This window comes from Micromonospora parastrephiae (genome assembly GCF_016802865.1).
GTDB lineage: Bacteria > Actinomycetota > Actinomycetes > Mycobacteriales > Micromonosporaceae > Micromonospora > Micromonospora parastrephiae.
Map to the genome: position 1 here is coordinate 1 of NZ_JAEVHM010000413.1, position 1,160 is coordinate 1,160.

The following is a 1,160-nucleotide window of genomic DNA, read 5'->3' on the forward strand; positions in this document are numbered from 1 at the left end:
CCCGCCGGCCCCTCGCCGGCCACGGCCGCGGACCAGCCGGGTTCGCCGGAGCCGCGCAGCGACGGCGCGGAACGGCCCGTCCCGCCGACCGCCGCGGTGTCCCGGGCCGGGTCGGTGATCCGTTGCCGGTTCGCCCGGCCGGGGGCGGTGAGCAGCAGCAGGGCCTTGGCCACCGCGCTGGTCAGATCGTGGTCGGCGTTCTGGATCAGGCCCCGGGCGCCGGCGCTGATGGTGGCCGCCGCGGCCTCGGACTCCTCGGCGCCGAGCAGCACCACCGCGGCCTGCGGCGCGCGGGCCAGCACCCGGCGTACGAAGCCAGCGCTGTCCGGCCGGGTGAGGGCCGTGTCGGCCAGCACCACGTCGGCCGGCCGCTCGGCCAGCCGCAGCATCACCTCAGGATCGGAGACGGCGGTACGAACGATCGCGGACAAACCCAGCCGCGCGGCAGCAGAAGTCAGATGCTGGGCCGCGAGTGGTGTCCGAACGCACACAAGAACGGTACGCACTGTGGTCTCCTCTCCGCCCACGAGCAGACCATGACGGGGTCAGCTGGGGAGGGGGTTCCCGGCAATCCTTCGAACTTTTCCGACAGATAGGGCAAAAGCCGCAATATTCAGGGCGTTCTCGATCACACACGTGTGAGTCGGCGATGGTCCGGGTACCGGGGGGTCCAGGCCGGGAACGGTGCGCCTGCGCGGCCCGCCGCCCGGAAGCCGGCCATAAGGATCTCGCGGTGCCGCGCGGGAGGAGGGGTGCTGATGTCGAACGTACGTAGACTGCCCGGACCCATCGTCGATCTCTGGGACTGGCAGCGGCTCGGTGCCTGCCGAGGGCGCGACAGCGCCCAGTTCTTCCACCCGGACGGTGAGCGGGGCTCCTCCCGACTGCGTCGGGAATCCTCCGCCAAGGCCGTCTGCCGCGCCTGCCCCGTCCGCGCCGAGTGCGCCGCGCACGCGCTGTCGGTCCGTGAGCCGTACGGCGTCTGGGGTGGCTTCAGCGAGTCGGAGCGGCTGCGCCTGCTCGCCGTCGGCTGGGAGGACCTGGCGGACCGCCGCCACGCCCGCGTCGACGTGGCCCGCCTGGAGGCCCGGCTGGGCCGCCCCGCACAAGTCCACCCCTCCCCGCCCAGCGCAACGTCGCCTGACCCGACCACTCCCCCA

1 protein-coding gene and 1 pseudogene are annotated in these 1,160 nt (G+C 73.5%); one reads left to right on the forward strand and one right to left on the reverse strand.

What is annotated here, in order from left to right:
- Positions 1–506: pseudogene (locus tag JNW91_RS31490) on the reverse strand (helix-turn-helix transcriptional regulator); the annotation flags it as partial.
- A 252-nt stretch (positions 507–758) separates the two neighbouring features.
- Between JNW91_RS31490 and JNW91_RS31495 the strand changes: the two are divergent.
- On the forward strand, positions 759–1,160 hold a 402-nt coding region (locus tag JNW91_RS31495; RefSeq protein WP_238426047.1), incomplete at its 3' end, for a WhiB family transcriptional regulator.